Consider the following 21,913-nt stretch of genomic DNA (forward strand, 5'->3'; position numbering starts at 1 on the left):
AAAACTCCTTTCAACTATGTGTGTGTTTTCTCTTGTAGGCATTGTTATATGTTTAACGCCGTACTTGATTTTATTTTCTCATAAATTCTTTTACTCGTCAATTGTCACTTTTTATCAAATTCCGGCGCTTTCTGCGCCTTTTCTCTGCATTTTACCTGTCAAGTCCCTTCCAGAACGCTGTATCTGCAACGGAACTCTTAATTTCGTCGAATGTATACGGTGCTGTCACCCATGCATATTTTGTATTCTGCTTACCGGATGAAGCGCTTCCCATATTGAATCCGATCTCGATTCCGTCTTTGCTCACAAAAAAATTTGGAACATAAGCTCCTGTTTTGTCATTGCCTTCCAGTGCCTTTTTCATCTCAGCCGTAGTAAGGTCGGTAAGAAAACTGCTGTCACCGGTCTCTTTCTGCATGATCTTTGCCCAGTTTTCTACAAATGTGTCATCCAGCTTTACAATATCTCTGACTTCGTAAATTTTCCCGTCACGAAGACGGATATTTACAGTACGAAGATCTGTCTGATACTCGCTGTATTCACCTCTGGCACTTGTATCTTCAAATACAACACTGATAAACTCATTCGTTGCATAGGCCACTTTGCATTTTACATAACTGATCAGTGCCGGTGTGTTTGCTTCGATTACTTTCTGCTTGATCTTCTCATCCGGATGTGTATAAATCTCATCCACGGTAGACATTGCACAGTTTTTTATTGTTTTATTAATTTTATCTGCATTCTTTCCTTTCAGACCACTGATCTGTGGATAAGCAACATTAAAATCAATGATTGTAGAAGTCTTTTCCGAATCACGGAAGCTGTATGTCTCATTTTTCACCTTATAAGAAAGATTATCTGCCTTATAGGCTTCTATCTTATCAACGCCTGACACACTGCTTTCGTCTGTCTTGTTCTGGCTGTCTGAACCACTGTTTCCATTATTCTCATCATTATCGTATATATCATCCGAATCATCCCAGCTGTCACCGTCATCCTCATACGGCTGATCTTCTGTGATTCCTACGTCATCTTTTGCTTTATAATAGATAAAACTTCCAAATAAAAATGCGCCGCCGACCGCTACGATCAAAAGTATGATAGCCGCAACAACTCCAACGATGACCGGTACTGCAGATCTCCGCTGTGGCATCTGTACCTGATGACTGTATGTTCCTGCTGGTCCCTGCCCGTTTTCTTCCGGTCCCGGGCCACAACTATAAGAGCCGCTTGAAGAACTGCCTGCACCGTAACCATAAGTATTCTGTCCCGGATTTCCGGTGCCGTAATGATAACTATACTGCCCGTATGCACTCTGCATCAGCTCCGCTTCCATCGGTACAAAACGGATTCCATCCTTTTCCTGTTCTTCTGTCACCTTGTGCATTCCAAGATGTTCATATGTCTCTACAGCCTGTGGCGCAGCATTTACTGTAATCTTAGAAGTATGCACTTCTCTTGCCGCAAATGCAACAGCTGCCAGATAAAGCATACGTCCGATACCGTGTCTTTGAAATGCCTTTCGTACAAAGAACAGACTGATATGCCCGCTGTTTGTAACTGCGATCATTCCACAAATCTGCACACCTTCAAACGCACCAAATATAGTCACTTCCTGCCGTTCAAACATCTCGCGGAAAGAGTCATAGCTGATAAATTCATGGAAACGCCCGACGCCTTCATCAGTATATGCCGGTGCAATATCTTCTGCAAATACTTCTGCCGCCAGATGCAGTGCCGGCAAAAGTTCCTGTATCTGTATTTTTCTGATATTCATTTCGGATTTAACTCCTTTCTTTTACCAGTTCCTCCCGCAGGAATGTCAGAGCACGCACAACGGCATAATCTCTGTTTTTCGCACGATTTCCGGTAAAATGAAATTCTTTTACTTCTGTATGTCCCTTTACATAGCATCCAATATAAACCAGTCCGACCGGTTTCTCTTTGGTTCCGCCCCCAGGCCCTGCAATACCGGTCACCGCCAGTGCGGCATCTGCTCCGGCTGCTTTTGCTGCACCTTCTGCCATCTCTCTGGCAGTCTGTTCGCTTACTGCGCCGTATGCTTCCAGTGTCTCTTCTTTTACACCAAGCAGTTTGCTCTTTGCACGATTGGCATAAGTAATATAGCCTTCTTCATACACTTCCGATGCGCCTGCAACATTCATGATCCGTCCTGCGAGCAGACCAGCCGTACAGGACTCTGCGGTTGTCACTGTCATCTTCTTCCCTTTCAGAAGTTCCACAACTGCATCTTCCAGCGTCACATCTTCTTCGGTTGTGTAGATTTTATCTCCGAATCTGTGGAACAGCTCATCCATCATCGGCTTCATTAAAGCATCTGCCTCTTCTTCACTCTTTGCTCTGGCTGTCACACGGAGATGTACTTCTCCTGTCTTTGCATAAGGCGCAAGTGTCGGATTGGTCTGTGTCTCCAGAAGATCCGTAATAACCGTCTCTACTCTGCTTTCTCCCATAGAGCAGATCTTCACCATTTTAGAATAAATACCTTCCGGTTGTAAGCCATTCAGATATGGAGCAATCTTTGACTCAAACATTGGTTTCAGTTCATTAGGAGGACCTGGAAGCAAAATCGCTGTCTTGTCGTTTTCTTCCAGTATCAGTCCGGGAGCCGTTCCATTGTCATTATCAACAACAACCGCGCCTTCCGGAACCATTGCCTGTTTCCAGTTATTTGCTGTAATATTGCGGTTGTGTACCCGTGCAAAATAATCTTCGATTCGGGCTCTTGTACGTGCATCTTCGTACAGTTCTTTTCCAAATACTTTTGCTGTCACTTCTTTTGTCAGGTCATCCTTTGTAGGACCAAGTCCACCGCCAAGAATCACAATATCACTTCTTGACAGTGCCAGACGAAGCGCATCTTCCAGTCTCTTCTCATTGTCCCCGACAACACTCTGGTGATAGCAAGAAAGGCCCAGACCTGCACACTTTTCAGACAGATATGCTGCATTTGTATTTACGATATTTCCAAGCAGAATCTCTGTTCCGACAGAGATAAATTCAACTGTCACTTTACATTCCTCCCTGCGTAAGAACCTCAACATTTTTCGCAATATAATCAATTAAAGAAACAATGGTCAGAATCAGTGCTGCCCACATCAGGACTGTTCCGATCACATCAAATACCCCGCCCAGATCCATGATCATCACGATCACCATAAACATCTGTGAAACGGTCTTAAACTTTCCCCAGTAACTTGCCGCAATGACAATGCCATTGTCAGAAGCTACAAGACGGAATCCGCTGATAATAAATTCTCTTGCGATAATAACGATTACAAACCATGCCGTCAGCTTGCCAAGCGGAATGAGACAGATCATTGCAGAACATACAAGCAACTTATCTGCAAGAGGATCCATGAATTTTCCAAAGTTTGTAACCAGACCTCTTGCTCTAGCAATCTTACCGTCCAGCATATCTGTAAGACTTGCCACGCAGAAAATAACAAGCGCGATCCATTTATTAGCTGCACCGCCTGCGTCCGTCAACATAAAAAAAACAAAGAAAGGTACCATGATAATTCGTAATACTGTCAGCTTATTTGGTAAATTCATTACAACAACTCTCCTATCAAATCATATTCTACTGCACCGGTCACTTTCACTCTTGCGAAATCTCCCGATATCAGTTCTTCATCTGTATTAATAAAAATCAATCCGTCAACGCCCGGCGCATCTTTGTAAGTACGTCCGACATATGCATTCTCATCTGCAACTTTTCCCTCGATCATGACAAGCACTTCTTCACCGATCATATCTTCTGCCTGTGCAAATGCAATCTCCTGCTGCAACTCCATGATCTCAGCCTGTCTGTCTTCTTTGACTTCTTCCGGTATCTGATCCGGCATCTCTGCCGCCGGTGTGTCTTCCTCCGGCGAATATGTGAATACGCCGAGCCGGTCAAATTCCATCTCGTCTACAAACGCTTTCAGCTCTTCGTGCTGCTCTTCTGTTTCTCCCGGGAAACCAGTGATCAGTGTTGTGCGAAGTGTGATGTCCGGAATTTCCCGTTTTAATTTTCCAATGATTTCTTCTAACTGTGCTTTGGAAGTTCTTCTTCCCATGCGCTTTAAGATTTCATCGTTAGCATGCTGAATCGGCAGATCCAGATAATGACAGAGCTTCTTTTCTTCTTTCATAACCTGGATGAGATTATCATCAATCTCTTCGGGATAACAGTACAGAATACGGATCCATCGAATTCCATCTACCTTGCACAATTCACGTAAAAGCTTATGCAGAGATTTTTCTCCGTAAATGTCTTTTCCATATAACGTTGTCTCCTGTGCCACAAGGATCAGTTCTTTTACGCCCTGTTCAGCCAGATCTTTTGCTTCCTGTATCAGCCGCTCCATCGGAACACTGCGGTAATTTCCACGAAGCTTCGGAATGATACAGTAAGTACAGTGCTTATCACAGCCTTCTGCAATCTTCATATAAGCATAATGTCCACCGGTTGTCACCAGACGCTTTGTATCGACAAGCGGAAGTGCATTCACATTTTCAAGTTCTACATGTCCGGCACCCGCCAGTGCTTCTTCCACTGCTTCTACAATCTTATCATAGGCTGTTGTTCCAAGAACCGCATCAACTTCCGGAATCTCATCAATGATCTCCTGACGATATCTCTGTGCCAGGCATCCGGTTACAATCAGTGCTTTCAGTCGCCCTTCCGTCTTATATTCTGCCATCTCCAGAATCGTCTGTATACTCTCTTCTTTTGCATCGTGCACAAAACAGCATGTGTTGATCACAATGATATCTGCCTGTGTCTCATCATCTACAATCTGATATCCTTTTGCATCCAGGAGGCCCAGCATAACCTCAGAATCTACCAGATTCTTATCACAGCCCAGTGAGATAAATAATATATTCATTCTTACGTCTCCTCTTACTCTTTTATCAGAATTTATCCTTCTATCAGAAGAAAGGCAGATACCATCTGGCATCTGCCTTACATACATTACCTGTCAGACTCTATTCTTCCTCGTCTTCTGCTGCAATTGTAATCTTCGCCTGATTCAGCTCGTCAATTGCGATAGAAAGTGGCTTCTCTCCCGGCTTTGTATCTACTAACGGCATAGAACCATCGATGATCTCTCTGGCTCTTTTTGCTGTTGCCATAACGATAGAGTATCGGCTGTTGACAACCTTTGTCTCGCCTTCCTCGACGTCTTTGTTTACCACTTTCATTAAATCTGTGTAAGATGGGTGTAACATACACTATTCTCCTTTCAACTCTTCTTTCATATGTTCAATAAATGTGTGATTTCTGAAACTTCTTCTATGCTCTCCCTGAATGATCTCATGCATCTGCTGCACGCATTCCTGAAGATCGTCATTGATGATCAGATAATCGTATGCATCCATGCCTTCCGCTTCCTGTGCGGCTCTGCTTAAACGGCTCTCGATCACATCCTGTGTCTCTGTGCCACGTCCTTCCAGACGTCTGCGAAGCTCTGCTGCACTCGGCGGAGTTACGAACAGTAATAATGTCTCCGGGAACTTTTCTTTCACTTTTAATGCACCCTGGATTTCTATCTCAAGAATCACATCTTTCCCTGCTTCTAACTGTTCTTCCACGTATGCACGCGGTGTACCATAGTAATTCTCCACGTATTTAGCATACTCTATCAGTTCATCTTTCGCAATCATTTTTTCAAATTCTTCGATCTCATGGAAGAAATATTCCCGTCCGTCTACCTCTCCAGGTCTCGGAGTTCTCGTCGTTGCTGATACAGATAAAGCATAATTATCATACTGCTTCAGCAGTTCTTTCATTAAAGTTCCTTTACCGGAGCCGGAAAATCCGGAAACAACAATGAGTATTCCTCTCTCTTTCATTTGCTCTTCCTCACACTTCTTATTCGATATTCTGAATCTGTTCTCTGACTTTTTCAATCTCTGTCTTCAATTCGATTCCGATATTGGAAATCTCCAGATCATTCGCCTTTGACAGGATTGTATTCGCTTCCCTGTTCATCTCCTGCGCAATGAAATCCAGCTTACGTCCGATTCCACTGTCTTCTGATTCCAGAGTCTCTTTCATATGTACAACATGACTTCTCAAGCGTACCACTTCTTCATCGGTACAAATCTTATCTGCGAAGATCACAACTTCCGCTGCGATCCTGCTCTCCTCAATCTGTGTATCTTCGAGAAGTTCTTTTACTTTATTTTCCAACTTCTCACGATACTCCGCAATAATCTTCGGGGAACGCTCTTCAATCTGTTCAACCAGTGTCAGCAGATGATCCAGTTTTTCGATCAGATCTTTCTTAAGATTCTCTCCCTCCAGCGTTCTCGTCTCAACAAACTGCTTCACAGCACCGTCCAGTGCCTTCTTAAGTCCCTTCCACAGTTCCTCTTCGTCAACAGCCTGCTCTTCCATCGTAATGACTTCCGGATAACGTGAAAGCGCAGATACACGGATGTCATTCTCCAGTGAGAATTTCTCTTCCATCTGTTTAAAATAAGACAGATACTCAGTTGCCAGTGCCTCATTATATTTCAATACAACCTGTCCCTCTGAAGAATCCTCATAAGTGATAAATATATCGACTTTTCCTCTGTGCACACTTTTTTTTAAATGATTACGGATAGATGTCTCGAAAAAATTTAATTTCTTCGGCATACGGATATTGGCATCCAGATATCGATGGTTCACGCTTTTCATCTCAACTGTAAATTTACGTTCTCCGTCGGTCACTTCACAACGTCCGAATCCCGTCATACTCTTTATCATAATAGAAACCTCGTTTCTGTTTTATTAACGCTCTACATATTACAGACCGTTTTCCATCGTCCATTATAAGCCATTTGGAAAACAGAGTCAACTATGATATACTATACAAATGAGCCCGAAATCAGACAGAAAGGAGCTATTTTTATGGCATTTGACGGAACAACTGTTGCAGCAGTTACAAAAGAACTTACCGAGCAGCTCTCCGGCGGGCGGATTGCCAAGATCGCACAGCCGGAAACCGATGAGCTTCTCTTTACAATAAAGACACCACAAGGGCAAAAGCGCCTATATATCTCAGCCAGTGCATCTTTACCGCTTATTTATCTGACAAATGTAAATAAGCCAAGTCCGATGAATGCGCCGAATTTCTGCATGCTTCTGCGCAAACATATCGGAAACGGACGCATTACCAGGATCACACAGCCGGGACTGGAACGGATTATACAGATCCAGATCGAGCATCTGGACGATTTAGGTGATCTCTGCCGGAAGACACTGGTTGTTGAGATTATGGGCAAACACAGCAATATTATTTTCTGCGATGCAGACGGACGGATCATCGACAGTATCAAGCACATCTCCGCACAGATGAGTTCTGTACGTGAAGTATTGCCGGGCAGACCGTATTTTATTCCGGATACAATGGGTAAAAAAAACCCTCTGACGGTAGATGCTGATACTTTTATTTTCACATTAAAAGAAAAACCATGCCCGCTGGGCAAAGCGATCTATACAAGTTTCACAGGTATCAGCCCGGTAATCGCAGAAGACATCTGCTTTCTTGCCGGCATGGATTCCGGTATAACGCCAAAAGAATACGAAGACGATCTTCTGTTCCATCTGTATCGTCAGTTTTCTTATTATATAGAAGATGTAAAAGCAGGGAATTTTCACCCGGTCATCTACACAGATGGTGAAACGCCAAAAGAATTTTCTGCACTTCTGTTATCACATTTTGATACTTTTACAAAGCAGGAATACGATTCAATCAGCGAAGTACTCCATACTTACTATGCAACGAAGAACACGCTGACAAGAATCCGACAGAAAAGTGCAGACCTGCGTCACGTTGTCCAGACTGCATTAGAACGTGCACGTAAGAAATACGACCTGCAGAAAAAGCAGTTAAAAGATACTGAAAACCGGGAAAAATACAAAGTTTACGGAGAACTGATCAATACCTATGGATACAATCTTGCACCGGGTACAAAAGAACTGACAGCACTTAACTATTACACCGGCAAAGAGATCACTATTCCGCTTGATCCGGTCAAAACACCACAGGAGAATTCCCAGAAGTATTTTGCACGTTATAATAAGCAGAAACGTACTTTTGAAGCACTGTCAAAACTTCTCACAGAAACTGGTGACGATATCCACTATCTGGAATCGATTAGCAACGCTCTGGATATTGCCCGAAGCGAAGCAGATCTGGCACAAATTAAGGAAGAACTGATCGAAAGCGGTTATGTCCGCCGAAAATATACGAAAAAGAAAGTGAAATTAAAAAACAAACCAATGCACTATATCTCTTCCGATGGTTATCACATCTACGTCGGCAAAAACAATCTGCAGAACGATGAACTGACCTTCTCTTTCGCAAATGGCGGTGACTGGTGGTTCCACGCAAAAGGTGCTCCGGGTTCCCATGTCATCGTCAAAACGAATGGGGATGAACTTCCGGATCGTACTTTTGAAGAAGCCGGAAGACTTGCTGCATACTATTCCAAGAGCCGTGGCAGCGATAAAGTTGAGATTGATTATGTAGAGAAAAAACATGTAAAAAAACCAAATGGGGCCAGACCGGGATTTGTAGTTTATTACACCAACTACTCTCTCATGATCGACTCTGATATCAGCAATATAAAAGCCGTGCAGGATTAATTCCCGCACGACTTTTTCTGTCATATCTATCATAATGTTTTCTATATTATCCCGTCCTGTGTGAAAAAACTCATATCTTCTTTTTCTTCATATATAAAACTCCCGTTATATCAGCAAGAAACCATCCGATTGCAATTGCCCACCAGATCATCCGCACTCCCAGTAATGGTGCCAGTGTATACGCAAGCAACACCCGTGTTCCAAGAGAAATCACAGTCAGCACAACCGACATTTCCGGTTTTCCAGTTCCACGGTAATAAGCATACAGAAGAAACAGAAGTCCGATTCCACAGTAAAATGCGCCTTCAATCCGCAAATACTGTACACCAATCTGCAATACTTTCACTTCGGTTGCTTTCACAAAGATCAGCATCAGCGGTCTTGCAAACAAAAAGATCAGCACAGATACAATTCCACAGAAGATAAGAGATGTTTTCACTGCTGCCCGCACGCCTTCTTTCACTCGTTTTTCATCTTTTGCGCCATAATTCTGCGATGTAAAGATAGAGAACGAATTGCTGAACTCCTGTGCCGGCATGTAGGCAAAGGAATCAATCTTCACTGCTGCTGCATAAGCTGCCATTACCGCAGTTCCAAAACTGTTGATCAGTCCCTGGATCATCAGGATACCGAAATTCATCACCGACTGCTGCACACTTGCGGCTAGCGAAAACCGTACCACTTCCGGCAGTACTTCTTTTGAACATGCCTCCTTCAATGAAATGCCATTTCCTATGAAGCGTAGCTCCGGCTCCTTCTTCCAAAGATAGTAGCCGATTCCGACTCCCGATATGATCTGCGCAATCACGGTCGCCCACGCAGCTCCTCCAACTCCCATTTTCCATTTCACAACAAGCAAAAGATCAAGAATAATATTCAGCATAGATGCGATTGCCAGAAAAAGAAGCGGCGTTACCGAATTTCCAACTGCTCTCAGCAAATACGCAAAAAAATTATACAAAAATACAAAGAAGATTCCCCAGAAGATCACCCATACATATTTTTTCATATATGTATAGATATCTTCCGGTATCCGCATCAGCTTAAGAATCAGGTCCATTCCTGCAAATACAGCAATATTTACAATCACAGAAATGATTCCGATAAAGAGAAAAGACGCAAGAATCGATTCCTGCATCTTTCTTTTATCTCCTTTTCCATAGTAAAAGGAAAAAACGCTGCCGCTCCCCATACACAGTCCGATCAAGACAGATGTCAGAAATGTCATAAGCGTATATGCCGCCCCGACTGCCGCCAGCGCTCCCGCTCCCAGAAATTGTCCGACTACCCATGTATCCGCAATGTTGTAACATTGTTGCAGAAGATTTCCGACAATCATCGGTCCTGCAAATACAAGCATCGTTCTTTGTACATTTCCATGTGTCAGATCTTTTTGCATGTTATCTTGTCCCCAGGAGATAGTCAATAAACTGCTGTGCTGTCCGTCCGGATAAGCCGCCGTGGCTTAATTCCCACTTATTTGCTTCCAGAAGCAGTTCATCTTCCGGTATATCTATGCCATTCTTTTCTGCAAGAGCAAGTACGATCTCCTGAAATTCCTTCTTCGCCGGTTTTCCAAAGTAAATCGTAACGCCAAAACGGGCAACCAGCGATAATTTTTCCTGCACGGTATCATTTGTATGAAGCTCTTCGTCTCTGTCTTCTTTGTCCTTGAATGTTTCACGGATCAGATGTCTGCGGTTCGATGTTGCATAGATCAGAATATTATCCGGTTTCTTCTCCAGACCGCCTTCAATGACCGCTTTCAGATATTTGTACTCAATTTCAAATTCTTCAAAAGAAAGATCATCCATGTAAATGATAAATTTATAATTCCGGTTTTTGATCTGTGCGATCACGTCATTCAAATCCTGGAACTGATGCTTGTACACTTCAATCATACGCAATCCCTGATCATAATACTGATTCAGGATTGCCTTGATGGATGTGGATTTACCGGTTCCTGCATCTCCGAATAACAAACAGTTATTTGCACGTTTTCCTTCTACGAATGCCTTCGTATTATCAATCAGCTTCTTCTTTGCAATCTCATATCCAACCAGATCATCCAGGTGTACATGTGCAATCTTGGTGATCGGCACGATCTGTGCACTCTCATCTGTATGCTCAATCCGGAATGCTTTGTGAAGTCCCAGTTTTCCAACGCCGAATTCCTTATAAAATCCTGTTATTTTTTCTTTGAAGTCCTGTGCGTCTTCTGCTTCTGCGAGGCTCTTTGCCAGATCACAGATACGGTCACGGATACGCTTGTTAAATACATTACCGTGACTGCTGTCTCCTGCATATTCTTTGATCATGGATATACAATCCACGCCAAATGCCTCTTCCATTTTTCTAAAATCATAATCAAATAATTCTTTGAATATCTCAAAATCATGCAGCGCAACCTGGTTCAGACTTCCATCGATTGCTCCTGTAATCTCACAGGAAGTACTGTATGCATTTTCATGGCTTGCCAGAAGATATGTAAGATATGTATGCCACAGATTTCCTTCAAATCCATGACTCGCTGACAGTTCTAAAATGTCATTCATCTGCTCAAACAGCAGACCTTTCATATCTTCTGTATTATAATAATCGTTATCATAGTTTTCCATCAGGAACGTCATATCCGTCAGGATCTGACCGTCTTCCATATGTTTGTAAAGCATTAATTCTTTTGTTCTCATCTTCTTGCTCCTTGCTTATCTCCTGTCACTTACACTTTTATTCGCTCTTACAATCCTGTACATCGCAAAAATTATATATACTGAATCTAATAATTTCCAAGAATCCTCATATTGCGGCTTTCCTCTCTCAGTCCGCGGATTGCATTTTTCACAGCCGGATCTGCCATATTTCCTTCAAAATCAATAAAGAAACGATACTCCCAGTTTTTTCCCTCAATCGGACGGGATTCAATCCGTGTCATATTCAGATCATTGTAAATGAAATGCGACAATAGTCTGTACAGCGAACCGCTCTCATGTGGCAGTTCCAGGCAGATGCTGATCTTCTGTGCGTGCTTTAAAAATACTTTCTGGTTTGTAACCACAATAAAGCGTGTACAGTTTGTCTGATCATCATTGATATTCTCTTCTAATATTTCTAATCCATGTACCTCTGCCGCATAAGCACTGCATACAGCTGCCTGTGCCTGATCTTTGTCATCCCGTATCTTACGCGCCGCAATCGCTGTATTCGCCACACTGATCTGCTGCCAGTCGCTGTGGTCATCCAGAAAATGTGATGCCTGCATCAACGCAACGCCTTTGGAATACACACGTTCAATATCTGTAAGTTTTGCTCCCGGAACTCCGGACAGTGTATGAATGATCGGAATGATTGTCTCACCTACGATATAATTTTCAAACTCAACCAGCAGATCGTACATCTCATCTACGGAGCCGGCTGTTGAATTCTCAATTGGCAGCACGGCATAATCTGCTGCCCCATCTTCGATCGCTTCCATTGCTTCACGGAATGTCCGCACATAAAAACTATTGCAATTTTCACCAAAATAATCTTTTGTAGCTGCCTGACTGTATGCACCTTCTGTTCCCGGAAATACGATTCTTGCATTTTTCGCATCCAGGGATTCCATCTCAATAAACGGAAGTCTCCCAAGTGCTCCTGCCTTTACAAGCTGCTGGTACTGTAATTTACGGCTCATGGACATTAACTGCTCATACAATTCACGTACACCTTTTTTATTAAATTCAGAAGAAGCTTTCTCTGACACTGCCTGTAATTTATTCTTTTCTCTCTGACGGTCCAGAACCTTCTTCCCATTCTTGATCTTATACTCGCCGACCTGTGCACATACTTTCATACGTTCTTCGTACAGGCTGACCATCTGATCATCTATCTCATCTAACTGCAATCTCAATTCTTCTAATGATGCCATCGTCTGTTCTCCTCGCTTTTTTACATAAACCGTCAATTATTATAATACATTTTGCGTATAAAATCTACATTTCCTTCTTATACTATCTTCCATGAAGCGAAAATTTCTCCAATGCGGAATGTTCGGCTGGTGTATCGAAATTCTCTATACCGGTCTTCGTTCCCTGAAAAAAGACAATCACACATTAACCGGACACACTTCCATCTGGATGTTCCCCATCTACGGAATGGCATGCCTGTTCTCTCCTATCTGTCGACGGATCCAGCATTTTCCTGCCTTTGTACGTGGGTGCTTTTACACTGTCTGTATTTTCTTTACAGAATATACGACCGGAAGCCTCCTCAGGCACTTCCATGCATGTCCGTGGAATTACAGCCATGCACGCTTCCAGATCCGCGGACTAATCCGGCTGGACTATGCACCGTTATGGTTTTTCACCGGATTGTTCTTTGAAAAAATTCTCTGCAGACATTGAAAAACCTTTTTATTTATTATATGATATATGAAAGATTTTCAATAGATTTGAAAATAACAGGAGGTTTTTTATGAGACATTTGATTAGTCCACTGGATTTTTCTGTGGAAGAACTTGATAAACTGATGGATTTGGCGAACGATATTGAAGCCACCCCGGAGAAATACGCACATGCCTGTGCAGGCAAGACACTGGCAACTTTATTTTATGAACCTAGTACACGTACCCGTTTAAGTCATGAAGCAGCGATGTATAATCTTGGCGGTAATGTTCTAGGTTTTTCTTCTGCTAATTCAAGCTCTGCCGCAAAAGGCGAAAGCGTTTCCGATACACTTCGCATGATATCTTGCTATGCAGATATCTGTGCAATGCGCCATCCAAAAGAAGGTGCCGCAACTGTTGCATGCAAACATTCCGGTATCCCGGTTATCAATGCCGGGGACGGCGGACACCAGCATCCGACACAGACTTTAACTGATCTTCTTACAATCCGTTCTTTAAAAGGACATCTGGATAATATGACGATCGGTCTCTGCGGCGATCTGAAATTCGGACGTACTGTACACTCTCTGATCCATGCATTAGTAAGATATCCAGGTATCCGTTTTGTACTTATTTCCCCGGAAGAATTAAAACTTCCAGGCTACATCCGTTCCGATGTATTGGATAAGAAGAACATCCCTTACGAGGAAGTAGAACGTCTGGAAGATGCACTTCCAAAACTGGATCTTCTCTACATGACACGTGTACAGAAAGAACGTTTCTTCAACGAAGAAGATTATGTACGCATGAAAGACTTTTATATTCTGGATGCCGCTAAGATGAAGCTTGCCCCGGAAGATATGTATGTCCTTCATCCGCTTCCAAGAGTAAATGAAATCTCCGTAGAAGTAGATGATGATCCGAGAGCCGCTTATTTCAGACAGGCACAGTACGGTGTTTATATCCGTATGGCTCTGATCCTTACATTGTTAGAGATTGAAGTATAAGAAGGGAGCATACATAATCATGTTAAATAATACATTAAGTGTTGGAAAAATCGAAGAAGGTTTTGTTCTGGATCATATTCAGGCAGGACGAAGCATGGATATTTATAAATATCTGCACCTGGACAAACTGGACTGTTGTGTCGCTATTATCAAAAATGCGAAAAGCAGTAAGATGGGCAAGAAAGATATTATGAAGATCGAGTGTCCGATCGACTTTATGGATCTGGATATTCTCGGATTCATCGATCATAATATTACAGTAAATATTATTAAAGACTCACAAATCGTAGACAAGAAAGCACTTCATCTTCCGAAGAAGATCACAAATGTGATCCGCTGCAAAAATCCGCGCTGCATTACTTCTATCGAGCAGGAACTGGATCATGTCTTCGTACTGACTGATCCCGAAAAGGAAGTATACCGCTGTCTCTACTGCGAAGAGAAATATCACGGACGCGGCTAATTTAACACAAGTAAAGCTGACATTAATAGCTTATTTGAATCATTCTGGCACAGCGACAAAACACACTTTGCGAGTTTTGTTCGCTGATTAGCGGTTGTCAATGCTATCATCAAGCATGACGCGTTTTCCTCGTCGCCATAACATAAAAAGCAGCTCATATCGAGCTGCTTTTTATTATGATGACAAACTAAAATCCAAATCAGCTTGGAACGGATAGCATCATCTATAATACATTTTTCAAATCGTTTCATAAATATATGCAAGCAAAACGATAAGCCGGGTTATGTCGTTGGGTAATCATCTTTCTAGACCTGCCGTTACCGGCAGGTTCAAGCGACCTACCTAAGACGTGACGGGCCGCCACATCGTCTTTATCCGGTCTTGCTTCGGATGGGGTTTACATCTGCCTTCGCTGTTACCAGAGAAGCGGTAGTCTCTTAAACTGCCATTCCACCCTTACCTGCATGCACAGGCGGTATATTTCTGTTGCACTTGCCTTGGAGTCACCTCCACCGGACGTTATCCGGCATCCTGCCCTATGAAGCCCGGACTTTCCTCGCCTGTCCCCTTTCGGTCCTGACAGCCGCGATTACCTGTCTTACTTGCAATTTAATAAATATAACACATATCTTTCAGAACTGCAATATCAATTTTTCTTTGTTTTACTTACACTTCTATATCTACTGGATCGTATCATCAATCAGGTCATTTCCATCTGCCGCAGTTGTGGCAAGTGTGTCGCATCGTTCATTCTGCGGGTGTCCGTCATGTCCCTTCACCCAGATAAATGTAACCTGGTGAGGTTCTTTTGCTTTCAGCAGGCGTTTCCAGAGATCTGCATTCTTCACCGGCTCATTCTTGCCACGCTTCCATCCCTTCTTCAGCCAGCTGGCGATCCAATGCTGGTTAAAAGCATCTACAACATACTTGGAATCCGAATATAATTCCACCTCGCACGGTCTGTTTAACGCTTCCAGTGCCACGATCACTGCCATTAATTCCATCCGGTTATTCGTTGTCTTTTTATATCCCTGTGACAGTTCTTTCGTATGCAGTGTTCCTTTCGGATCTACATACTCAAGCACTGCTCCATATCCTCCCGGTCCGTCCGGGTTTCCCCTCGCCGCACCGTCTGTATATATCTTTACCTGCATATGATTCCTAATTCTCTTTCTGACCTAATTCTGCTGCATGAACGATTTCTGGAAGAATATATTCCAGAGACTCTTTGACTGCACCTGCTTTTCCCGGAAGGTTCACGATCAGTGTATTACCTCTGAATCCGGCAACACCACGGTTTAACATAGAACGTTTTGTCAGATGCATCAAGTGCATACGGATTGCTTCCGGAATCCCCGGTATTGGTCTGTCAAGAATCTCTGTTGTTGCTTCCGGTGTAACATCTCCCACTGCGCATCCGGCTCCGCCTGTTGTCAGGATAATGTCTGCCATATTACCATCTGCCATTCTCTGCATAACTGTAGATAATACCTTCTTATCTACAGGAAGTGCTTTTGCAAAGATCACATGCTGTCCTGCTTCTTCCACAATCTTGCGGATAACCTTTCCGCCTTTATCTTCTTCCTGTTCTTTATATACCTGCGTATTTGCAGTTAAAATTGCTACTTTCATATCGTACCTCCATATAACCTCTTTCTGTTGTCCATATAGTAGAATTTTAACGCTTTTGATACAAGAATGCAATCCTTAAATTATAATACAGACCATTCCGCCATTGCTGTCATTCACGATCTTCTTCATTGTATCCTGTAGTTTTTCCTGACTCTTTTCGTTGATCGCCGCCATTTTCCCGCGCATGCCGTCCATTACGAGCTCTTCTACTGATTTTCCGAAAATATTTGTCTCCCAGATGCCTTCTTTTTCTTCAGACTGCTCTTTCAGATATTTCAGAAGATCCTGTGCCTGCTGCTCATTTCCAACGATCGGCGCGATCTCCGTCTCCACATTGGCTCGGATCAGATGGATCGATGGTGCCTGCGTGTGGATCTTTACACCGAATTTATTTCCCTGCCGGATCAGTTCCGGCTCATCCAGTTCGATTTCTTCTTTCCTTGGACTCACCATGCCATACCCTCGCATCCGTACAGACGCAAGCGCATCCCGGATTCCTTCATATTCTTCTTTCAGCTTCGTAAGCTTTCGCATTGCATCGATCAGTTCATACTGACCACGGATCGGTGTTCCTGTAAGAGACGTCATCCACTCATAATAATAACTCTCGCCAACGTCGATCTGTATTTGTATACGGCCCGTGTCTGTCTCAATATTCCGTATATGTACACGATCTATGTAACTACTGTCCCATTCCGGCACTTTTCCTGCCACGTCCTGTATCCGACCGTACATATCAAGAATTTTTCGGACATAGTTGATTACTTCTTTCCGTATCTCATGATCTGCCGGCAACATCTCCACCCATTTCGGGACAAAAAATTCGATTTCTGAAACTGGAAATTCATAGAGAACTGTCTCCATGATTTTTGAAATATCCTCCGGTTTTAACTTTTCACAGTTCACAGTCAGCGCACGGACACCATAAGTTTCTTCCAGCCACCCGGCTGTTTCCTGCGCCTCTTTTGCATATGGTTTCTTTGAATTTACCAATACAACAAACGGCTTGCCAATGTTCTGTAATTCCATGATCGTCTTTCGTTCTGCTTCCAGATATGCCTCTCTGTCTATTTCTGTGATTGTTCCATCTGTTGTTACTACAATCCCGATCGTCGCATGCTCATGGATCACTTTTCTTGTGCCCACTTCCGCTGCATGTGTAAACGGAATCTCTTCTTCAAACCAGGGAGTCTTCACCATCCGTTGTGCATTTTCTTCCAGATGCCCCGTTGCCCCGTTCACCATATAGCCTACACAGTCGATCAGCCGGAGTTTCAGGTTCAGGTCTTCCTGCAAATGAATGACTGCCGCTTCCTTTGGAACGAATTTCGGTTCGGTTGTCATAATTGTTTTTCCGGAACCGGACTGTGGCAATTCATCTCTTGTCCGTGCCTTTTCATGCTCATCCTCCATATAAGGCAGCACCAGCACATCCATAAATCTCTTGATAAATGTAGATTTTCCGGTCCGCACAGGTCCGACCACACCTATATAGATTTCTCCGTTCGTTCTTGCTTTTATATCCTCGTACATCTGAAACGTGTCCATATGAATACCCCCTTGTTATGCTGATAACAGTTTATGCCGCCAACACATCCGTTTAGAACACGTTTCTCTTTGTTTTTTTGTTTTCACAGTCCCTGATAAACAAGCTGGCTGTGTTGTTTTAATGCAAGATCGCAGATCCCGATCCATCCTTCCATCTCTTCTATAACTTCCCGTCTTGTCACCGGTACTTCCCGGTAACAGATATCCGAATCTTCCTGTATCGTCAGGCAGAAATTTTCCGGCGATGCAAGAAACAATGCCTTCCACGGTCGTATGATCTCCAGTATCCGCTCTACTTCCATTTCCGTGATTACAGCGAATCCCTCGTCCGGGAATCCTTCCAGCTCGATCTGGTCATTCCAGCTTGTATGAATCCATCTCATACTATCCTGAATATACCGCATCAGGTGATCCGATACAAAAATATACTCTTGTTCCGACGGAATCAATAATTCTTCTTTCATTCCCCTTACTATAAATTGATGTGCTAAAGCCATAAATTTACTCCCCCATCTGTTTTTATTTTAAACATAGCACATTCATTTCCTGAAAGTATTCGTTTTTTCCACCTGTTTATCGACCTTTATCGACCTTGCACGGATGACTCCTGCACTTTTCTTGCCAGTGTATGAATGACGGTTCCGTTTGTCGGCCGTCCTGTCTTATACTCGATCATCCCACTGCCAAAGTCATCCAGTCTCTGTAAATTTCCTCTCGTCCAGACTTTTTCAATTGTTGTCCTTATATTCCTCTCTACATTTGCTGCATTCGTGCTGTATTTTTCCGCCACAGCCGGATACAGTTCTTTTGTAATGCTGATCTGTCGTTTTTGTTTCTGGATAAAATAAAAGATCCCCTCTTCCAGATAAATCGTGCCACAGGCACTGGATGGGAATCCTAATCCTTGTAATTCTTTTCTGATACTCTGTCTGTAATCTTCCCGGATAATAAAGCCATTTTCTTTGTCCGTTCTTATTTGAAAGTTTCCTTCCAGGAAGCAATTTCTTTCTCCGTACTGCAGTTCCAGTTTCAGGTTTACATTGATACTTTTTCCTCTACTCTCGTCCATAAGTTCCCCTATGATACTTCAGCCAGCCGTTTTCAACCACTGCTATTAACTTAACTCTATTATATCGGTATTTTTCTCTGTTTTCTACAGAGTATTTACATATATTGTTGCGAAGAGCCACTTGACATACACAATCAAGTGGCTCTTCGCAACAAATGTCATATTTATATTTTTACCATTTTAATGTCATATGTTCTGTTTTGCTGTCACGCAGCATCAGTTCATCTACTGCTTCTCTCGGATCTTTTCCTTCAAACAGCACTTCATTCACTTTATTAACGATTGGAAGTGCCACATCGTATTTCTTTCCAAGCTTTGCAGCAGCTTTCGCTGAGTATACACCTTCAACTACCATCTTCACTTCATCCATCGCTTCCTGCATGGACATTCCCTGGCCCATCAGATAGCCCGCCTTACGGTTACGGCTGTGTACACTGGCACAGGTTACGATCAGATCACCGATTCCGGTAAGGCCTGTAAAACTCTCGATACTTCCGCCCATTTTTACACCAAGCCGGGCAATCTCAGCAATTCCTCTTGTAATAAGCGCAGCTTTTGTATTATCGCCATAGCCAAGTCCATCTGCAATACCTGCAGCCAGAGCGATTACATTTTTCAGAGAACCTCCCAGCTCCATCCCCAGCATATCCGGACTGATATACACACGGAATACTTTATTCATAAACTTATCCTGCAGATAAGCGGCTGTTTCTTCTGTCTTTGCCCCAATTACGACTGCTGTCGGAAGTCCGCGTCCAACTTCTTCTGCATGACTCGGTCCGGATAAAACTGCCACATCCGCCTGCGGGATTTCTTCCTCGATCTGCTGTGACAGCGTCATCAGCGTATCTTCCTCAATACCCTTTGCAACATCGACAATAATCTGTCCATCTGCAACATACGGTTTCATACTCCGTGCCGTGCTTCTTGTAAATTTAGACGGAACCGCAAGAACAAGAAAATCTTTTCCTTTGATCGCAGACTCCATATCGGAAGTAAAGATCATATCCTCCGGAATCTTAACACCCGGAAGTTTTGATTCATGTTCTCTCTTTTCCGAAAGCATCTGCACTTCCTCTTCACTGATCGACCATACTGTCACTTCATGTCCGTTGGAATGAAGCAAAAGTGCCAGTGCAGTTCCCCAGCTTCCGGCTCCCATAATACCTACTTTTACCATAATACCTCCTCCTAACATTTTATTTATTTTTACCGACACTGAGTTTGTTCTCTGTACCGGCTAACAGACGTTTGATATTTTCTTTGTGCTTGTAAAATGCAGACAGCATCAGAAGTGCAGCGATAATATACATTTCCATTAAATGCGCACCCTGCATTCCAAATCCGCCCATCTTCCCATATACAATAATCTCTATCAGATAAATGATAACAACTGCCAGTGATCCGAGTGATACATATCTGGTCACTCCTACGATCAAAACGAAAGACACAAGACAGATCAGTACCATCCATACATTTGTTGTACTGACAAGAAGACCTGCCGTAGCCGCAATTCCCTTGCCTCCTTTAAAATGCATGTAAAACGGATAGTTGTGTCCAAGCACCGCACCCATTCCTGCATACATAGAAAGAAGCGGAAGAATGTCTCCATAATTTTTCGCAAACAGAAGATGCACGACTACTACTGCGAATACACATTTGAAGCAGTCACCTAAAAATGTCACCGCTCCTGCTTTCCAACCCATTGTGCGGAGTGCATTCGTTGTTCCTGCGTTGCCGCTTCCCTGTTTGCGGATATCTACATGATGTGCCTTTCCATAGAGATAACCGGTCTGGAACAGTCCAAATATATAGCCGATCACCAAACATACGATACGTTCCATAACTAACGGTCTTTCTCCTTTCGCTCACGAATAAAAAACTTCAGTGAAGTTCCCTTAAAGCCAAAAGCTTCCCTGATCTTATTCTCCAGATATCTGGTATATGAAAAATGCATTAGCTCTTTGTCATTTACAAAGATGACAAAACTCGGCGGCTTAACCGCAACCTGCGTAATATAGTAAAGCTTCAGACGTTTTCCTTTGTCTGACGGTGGCTGCTGCATGGCAACCGCCTCTGACATGATCTCATTCAGGACACCTGTAGCAACACGAAGTGTCTGATTCTCGATCACCATGTCGATCATATCGAATAATTTCGGAAGTCTCTGTCCCGTCTTTGCAGACACATACATAATCTCTGCATAAGGCATAAATGAAAGAATTCTTCGAACTTCATTCTCATACTCACGCATTGTCTTATCATTCTTCTCAATTGCATCCCATTTGTTCACAACAATAATGATGCCTTTTCCTCTCTCATGTGCGATCCCGGCAATCTTCGCATCCTGTTCTGTCACGCCTTCTTCTGCATCGATCACGATCAGCACCACATCTGCACGTTCCACCGCAGTTACTGTACGGATAATACTGTAACGTTCCAGTTCTTCTTTGATCTTATTCTTGCGGCGGAGTCCTGCTGTATCGATAAATACATATTCTTTTCCATTATGAATAATGTTCGTATCAATTGCATCTCTTGTTGTACCGGCAATATCTGATACGATTACACGGTCTTCTCCGACCAGCTTGTTGATGATCGAAGACTTTCCAACATTTGGCTTGCCGACGATTGCCACGCGTGGACGTTCATCCTCTTCCTCTTCCCCGGTATGTTTCGGAAAATACTTGATCACAGCATCTAACATATCGCCGATCCCGAGACGTGAAGATGCAGAAATCGGATGTGGATCACCGATTCCCAGATTATAAAACTCATATACATCTGCCATGAATTTCTGAAAACTGTCCACTTTATTGACAACAAGCACGACCGGTTTGCCGGAACGTCTGAGCATATCTGCTACTTTCGAATCGGCATCCACCAGTCCCTGTCTTACATCTGTAATGAAAATGATCACATCCGCAGTATCAATTGCGATCTGCGCCTGTTCTCTCATCTGTGAAATAATAATATCCTTGCTCTCTGGTTCAATACCACCGGTATCGATTAATGTAAAGTCTCTGTCAAGCCAGCTGGTGTCTGCATAAATACGATCTCTTGTTACTCCCGGAGTATCTTTTACAATCGATATCTTCTCGCCTGCCAGCACATTGAAAAGCGTTGACTTTCCTACATTCGGCCTTCCTACGATAGCCACTACTGGTTTACTCATCTTTTA

General features: G+C 43.1%; 22 protein-coding genes and 1 other RNA gene. 4 read left to right on the forward strand and 19 right to left on the reverse strand.

Going from position 1 to position 21,913, the window contains the following annotated elements:
- Positions 1 to 151: 151 nt before the first annotated feature.
- From DW152_RS10210 to DW152_RS10240, 7 genes are all read right to left on the reverse strand, one after another.
- Positions 152 to 1,777, reverse strand: coding sequence for a GNAT family N-acetyltransferase (locus tag DW152_RS10210; RefSeq protein ID WP_118288548.1), 1,626 nt, complete (start codon positions 1,775 to 1,777; stop codon positions 152 to 154).
- A gap of 7 nt (positions 1,778 to 1,784) precedes the next feature.
- Positions 1,785 to 3,032: a competence/damage-inducible protein A gene (locus DW152_RS10215; protein ID WP_021860658.1), complete on the reverse strand. Its 1,248-nt coding sequence runs from the start codon at positions 3,030 to 3,032 to the stop codon at positions 1,785 to 1,787.
- Between the two features lies 1 nt (position 3,033).
- Positions 3,034 to 3,576, reverse strand: a complete 543-nt coding sequence (gene pgsA / locus DW152_RS10220) for a CDP-diacylglycerol--glycerol-3-phosphate 3-phosphatidyltransferase (RefSeq protein WP_021860659.1) — start codon at positions 3,574 to 3,576, stop codon at positions 3,034 to 3,036.
- Complete coding sequence (gene rimO, locus DW152_RS10225) at positions 3,576 to 4,898, reverse strand: 30S ribosomal protein S12 methylthiotransferase RimO (RefSeq protein ID WP_118288549.1); 1,323 nt, start codon at positions 4,896 to 4,898, stop codon at positions 3,576 to 3,578. Before rimO ends, pgsA begins: the two co-directional genes overlap by 1 nt.
- A 100-nt stretch (positions 4,899 to 4,998) precedes the next feature.
- Positions 4,999 to 5,241, reverse strand: a complete 243-nt coding sequence (rpoZ, locus tag DW152_RS10230; RefSeq protein ID WP_021860661.1) for a DNA-directed RNA polymerase subunit omega — start codon at positions 5,239 to 5,241, stop codon at positions 4,999 to 5,001.
- Positions 5,242 to 5,244: 3 nt separating this feature from the next.
- Complete coding sequence (gene gmk / locus DW152_RS10235) at positions 5,245 to 5,865, reverse strand: guanylate kinase (protein WP_021860662.1); 621 nt, start codon at positions 5,863 to 5,865, stop codon at positions 5,245 to 5,247.
- Positions 5,866 to 5,884: 19 nt separating this feature from the next.
- Positions 5,885 to 6,766 carry a YicC/YloC family endoribonuclease gene (locus DW152_RS10240; RefSeq protein ID WP_021860663.1) on the reverse strand — a complete coding sequence of 294 codons (882 nt, stop codon included), beginning with the start codon at positions 6,764 to 6,766 and terminating at the stop codon, positions 5,885 to 5,887.
- A 144-nt stretch (positions 6,767 to 6,910) separates the two neighbouring features.
- Here DW152_RS10240 and DW152_RS10245 point away from each other — a divergent pair, with 144 nt between their 5' ends.
- The gene (locus DW152_RS10245) at positions 6,911 to 8,650 is read left to right on the forward strand and encodes an Rqc2 family fibronectin-binding protein (RefSeq protein WP_118288550.1); all 1,740 of its coding nucleotides are present in this window, start codon (positions 6,911 to 6,913) and stop codon (positions 8,648 to 8,650) included.
- Between the two features lie 70 nt (positions 8,651 to 8,720).
- Here the strand turns inward: DW152_RS10245 and DW152_RS10250 are convergent, their stop codons facing one another.
- The 3 genes from DW152_RS10250 to pheA all read right to left on the reverse strand — a co-directional run bounded on the left by DW152_RS10250 (position 8,721) and on the right by pheA (position 12,557).
- Positions 8,721 to 10,049 carry an MATE family efflux transporter gene (locus tag DW152_RS10250; protein ID WP_118288551.1) on the reverse strand — a complete coding sequence of 443 codons (1,329 nt, stop codon included), beginning with the start codon at positions 10,047 to 10,049 and terminating at the stop codon, positions 8,721 to 8,723.
- A 1-nt stretch (position 10,050) separates the two neighbouring features.
- Positions 10,051 to 11,340 carry an ATP-binding protein gene (locus tag DW152_RS10255; RefSeq protein WP_118288552.1) on the reverse strand — a complete coding sequence of 430 codons (1,290 nt, stop codon included), beginning with the start codon at positions 11,338 to 11,340 and terminating at the stop codon, positions 10,051 to 10,053.
- 86 nt (positions 11,341 to 11,426) lie between these two features.
- The gene (gene pheA, locus DW152_RS10260; RefSeq protein WP_118288553.1) at positions 11,427 to 12,557 is read right to left on the reverse strand and encodes a prephenate dehydratase; all 1,131 of its coding nucleotides are present in this window, start codon (positions 12,555 to 12,557) and stop codon (positions 11,427 to 11,429) included.
- A 118-nt stretch (positions 12,558 to 12,675) separates the two neighbouring features.
- Between pheA and DW152_RS13765 the strand changes: the two genes are divergently transcribed.
- The 3 genes from DW152_RS13765 (at position 12,676) to DW152_RS10275 (ending at position 14,483) form a co-directional block, all read left to right on the forward strand.
- Positions 12,676 to 13,032, forward strand: a complete 357-nt coding sequence (locus DW152_RS13765; RefSeq protein ID WP_334294206.1) for a putative ABC transporter permease — start codon at positions 12,676 to 12,678, stop codon at positions 13,030 to 13,032.
- A 70-nt stretch (positions 13,033 to 13,102) separates the two neighbouring features.
- On the forward strand, positions 13,103 to 14,020 hold the full coding sequence (gene pyrB, locus DW152_RS10270; RefSeq protein WP_118288554.1) for an aspartate carbamoyltransferase: 918 nt from the start codon (positions 13,103 to 13,105) through the stop codon (positions 14,018 to 14,020).
- Positions 14,021 to 14,039: 19 nt separating this feature from the next.
- Positions 14,040 to 14,483 (forward strand): aspartate carbamoyltransferase regulatory subunit, encoded by a 444-nt coding sequence (locus tag DW152_RS10275; protein WP_118288555.1) that lies wholly within the window; start codon positions 14,040 to 14,042, stop codon positions 14,481 to 14,483.
- Positions 14,484 to 14,739: 256 nt separating this feature from the next.
- Here the strand turns inward: DW152_RS10275 and rnpB are convergent.
- The 9 genes from rnpB to der all read right to left on the reverse strand — a co-directional run bounded on the left by rnpB (position 14,740) and on the right by der (position 21,907).
- Positions 14,740 to 15,088, reverse strand: an RNA gene (gene rnpB / locus DW152_RS10280) — RNase P RNA component class A.
- Positions 15,089 to 15,163: 75 nt separating this feature from the next.
- The gene (rnhA, locus tag DW152_RS10285) at positions 15,164 to 15,637 is read right to left on the reverse strand and encodes a ribonuclease HI (RefSeq protein WP_118288556.1); all 474 of its coding nucleotides are present in this window, start codon (positions 15,635 to 15,637) and stop codon (positions 15,164 to 15,166) included.
- A 7-nt stretch (positions 15,638 to 15,644) separates the two neighbouring features.
- Positions 15,645 to 16,115: a MogA/MoaB family molybdenum cofactor biosynthesis protein gene (locus DW152_RS10290; protein WP_118288557.1), complete on the reverse strand. Its 471-nt coding sequence runs from the start codon at positions 16,113 to 16,115 to the stop codon at positions 15,645 to 15,647.
- A 75-nt stretch (positions 16,116 to 16,190) separates the two neighbouring features.
- Positions 16,191 to 17,663 (reverse strand): stage IV sporulation protein A, encoded by a 1,473-nt coding sequence (gene spoIVA, locus DW152_RS10295; RefSeq protein ID WP_118288558.1) that lies wholly within the window; start codon positions 17,661 to 17,663, stop codon positions 16,191 to 16,193.
- Positions 17,664 to 17,746: 83 nt separating this feature from the next.
- Positions 17,747 to 18,160 (reverse strand): hypothetical protein, encoded by a 414-nt coding sequence (locus DW152_RS10300; protein ID WP_021860673.1) that lies wholly within the window; start codon positions 18,158 to 18,160, stop codon positions 17,747 to 17,749.
- A gap of 86 nt (positions 18,161 to 18,246) precedes the next feature.
- The gene (locus DW152_RS10305) at positions 18,247 to 18,732 is read right to left on the reverse strand and encodes a sporulation initiation factor Spo0A C-terminal domain-containing protein (RefSeq protein ID WP_021860674.1); all 486 of its coding nucleotides are present in this window, start codon (positions 18,730 to 18,732) and stop codon (positions 18,247 to 18,249) included.
- A gap of 172 nt (positions 18,733 to 18,904) precedes the next feature.
- Positions 18,905 to 19,912 (reverse strand): NAD(P)H-dependent glycerol-3-phosphate dehydrogenase, encoded by a 1,008-nt coding sequence (locus DW152_RS10310; protein WP_021860675.1) that lies wholly within the window; start codon positions 19,910 to 19,912, stop codon positions 18,905 to 18,907.
- 19 nt (positions 19,913 to 19,931) lie between these two features.
- Positions 19,932 to 20,576: a glycerol-3-phosphate 1-O-acyltransferase PlsY gene (gene plsY, locus DW152_RS10315; protein WP_021860676.1), complete on the reverse strand. Its 645-nt coding sequence runs from the start codon at positions 20,574 to 20,576 to the stop codon at positions 19,932 to 19,934.
- Positions 20,577 to 20,578: 2 nt separating this feature from the next.
- Positions 20,579 to 21,907 carry a ribosome biogenesis GTPase Der gene (der, locus tag DW152_RS10320; RefSeq protein WP_021860677.1) on the reverse strand — a complete coding sequence of 443 codons (1,329 nt, stop codon included), beginning with the start codon at positions 21,905 to 21,907 and terminating at the stop codon, positions 20,579 to 20,581.
- Positions 21,908 to 21,913 lie beyond the last annotated feature (6 nt).

Origin of the sequence: Dorea sp. AM13-35 (assembly GCF_003473885.1) — a bacterium.
GTDB lineage: Bacteria > Bacillota > Clostridia > Lachnospirales > Lachnospiraceae > Dorea_D > Dorea_D hominis.